The organism is Gillisia limnaea DSM 15749 (assembly GCF_000243235.1).
In the GTDB taxonomy this organism is placed as follows: domain Bacteria; phylum Bacteroidota; class Bacteroidia; order Flavobacteriales; family Flavobacteriaceae; genus Gillisia; species Gillisia limnaea.
The window spans coordinates 1,510,871-1,513,203 of sequence record NZ_JH594606.1 but is presented as its reverse complement, the minus strand read 5'-3'; the positions used below and the strand labels follow the sequence as shown (position 1 = coordinate 1,513,203).

The following is a 2,333-nucleotide window of genomic DNA, read 5'->3' as shown; positions in this document are numbered from 1 at the left end:
TACAGCCTACAGCCTACAGCCTACAGCCTAGAGCCTACCGCCTAAAGCCTACAGCCTACCGCCTAAAGCCTACAGCCAAAAAAAAGCAATAAGCCTTAGGCTATAAGCGATAAGCAAAAAAAAGCCTAGAGCTTAGAGCCTACAGCCTACAGCCTACAGCTTGAAGCTTACAGCCAAAAAAAGTCTACAGATTTTACATTTTGCTTATCATAAGTAGCAAAAAATGGATATATTTGCTTAGTACATTAAGCAGTTATGGAAGAGCTTGAAGAGAAATTTATTCGTAAAATCGAGACCATTTCGATGGATTTCATGCGTGGCACCATGCAGGAAATTAACTGGAGTGCCAGGCTTATAGGAATTCGTGGGGCTCGGGGCGTGGGGAAAACAACCCTAATGCTACAATATATAAAAAAGAACTTACCGCTAGACGGCAGCAGTCTCTATGTAAGTTTGGACAATATCTGGTTTGCCGAAAATAAGCTGACAGGCTTAACAGATGAATTTATTAAAAAAGGTGGAAAATTTCTTTTTTTAGATGAAGTTCATAAATATCCAAACTGGTCGCAGGAGCTTAAAAATATTTATGACGATTACCCCGACCTTCATATTGTTTTTACAGGATCGTCACTGCTCGAAATACTTAATGCCCGTGCCGATTTAAGTCGGCGGGCAGTAATGTATACCATGCAGGGCTTATCGTATAGGGAATATTTAAATCTTACTTTAAACCTTAATTTCCCGGTAGTTTCGTTGGAAGAAATATTGAAAGATCACGTGACTATTGCCGGGGAGGTTAACAAAACGGTTAAACCCTTGCAGCATTTTAATAATTATCTTAAAAGCGGGTATTATCCTTTTTTTGTTGAAGAAGCTTCCCTGTACCATCAAAGGTTGGAAGAAGTTATAAATCTAATCCTGGAAATAGAGTTGCCTTTATTAAGAAAAGTAGATATAGCTTATGCGGCCAGATTAAAACAATTGCTGCAAATTATTGCCCAATCTGCGCCTTTTATGCCTAATATCAGCAAATTAAGTGATCGTATCAAGATCAATCGGAATACCCTTATAAGTTACCTTTACTTTTTACAGGAGGCACACCTTACAAAAAATACTATATAAAAATAGCAAAGGGCATTACCCGGCTTCAGAAACCAGATAAGGTTTACCTGGAAAACACCAATTTGCAGTTCGCTTTTGCCGCTGAAAATACCGACAAAGGAAATTTACGGGAAACTTTTTTTATCAATCAGGTAGGGAAAGCAAATGAAGTGGAATATATTGAAGAAGGGGATTTTAAGATCAATAATACCTGGGTTTTTGAAATTGGCGGGAGCGGTAAAAAAAATGAACAGATCAAACATCTCAAAAATAGTTATCGGGTGTTGGATAACCTGGAATATGGATCGGGGAACAAGATCCCTCTTTGGATGTTCGGGTTTTTGTATTAATTTCGATCTTAGGCTAAAAGCCTTAAGCTATAAGCTATATGCAAAAAAAAGGCCTACAGCCCAAAAAAGCAATAAGCCTTAAGCTATAAGCTATAAGCAAAAAAAGGACCTACAGCCTACAGCCTGAAAAAGCTATAAGCCTTAAGCTATAAGCTATAAGCGAAAAAGCCTACCGCCTAAACGCTAAAGGGAAAACAGAAAAACTTTTGTTCTTACTGTCATTCTGAACGAGCTTTTGGGCGAGGAAGAATCCCTACGGTGTGGGTGAAGTATAAAAAATAAAGAGGAGACGAAAGGAAAGTGGAACGTAGAGACGAGGGGAGAGGAAGATGAGCAGTGAAAATTATATCGTCTTTCAAACGTGATTCGCCCTGGTAGTAAGCGGGATTCTTCACTGCGTTCAGAATGACAAGCCGGGGAGTTTTTGTCTTCCTGAGTACAACGAAGGAAGAAAGCCTACAGCCTACAGCCTAAAAAAGCTATAAGCCTTAAGCTATAAGCGAAAAAAAGCCTACAGCCTACAGCCTACAGCCCACAGCCTACAGCCCACAGCCTACAGCCCACAGCCTACAGCCTAAAGCCTAAAGCCTACAGCAAAAAGCTACAGCCAAAAACTAAAAACATACTTATAACTTTTACTATATTTGTAAAAAGTTATAATCATAATGATAGAAAATAATTTAGTAATTCCAAATAATATTCATAAACGTTCTCATTATTTGGAGAAGGTTCGGTCATACATCGGGCAGAATATTATCAAGGTATTAACCGGGCAACGTCGCGTAGGCAAAAGCTATTTACTTTTTCAGATCATACAATGGGTCAAAGAAACTGATAGCACCGCAACAATTATATATATCAATAAAGAAGATCTGGCTTTTC

3 protein-coding genes are annotated in these 2,333 nt (G+C 38.7%); all 3 read left to right on the top strand.

The genetic code is table 11. From position 1 onward, the window contains the following. Window positions 1-255: 255 nt before the first annotated feature. Window positions 256-1,122, top strand: coding sequence for an AAA family ATPase (locus GILLI_RS08520; RefSeq protein ID WP_245545616.1), 867 nt, complete (start codon window positions 256-258; stop codon window positions 1,120-1,122). Between the two features lie 62 nt (window positions 1,123-1,184). Beyond that, complete coding sequence (locus GILLI_RS18910) at window positions 1,185-1,451, top strand: hypothetical protein (RefSeq protein WP_245545615.1); 267 nt, start codon at window positions 1,185-1,187, stop codon at window positions 1,449-1,451. A gap of 665 nt (window positions 1,452-2,116) precedes the next feature. Then, window positions 2,117-2,333: AAA family ATPase (locus GILLI_RS08515; RefSeq protein ID WP_006988692.1), on the top strand; the 217-nt coding region annotated here is incomplete at its 3' end.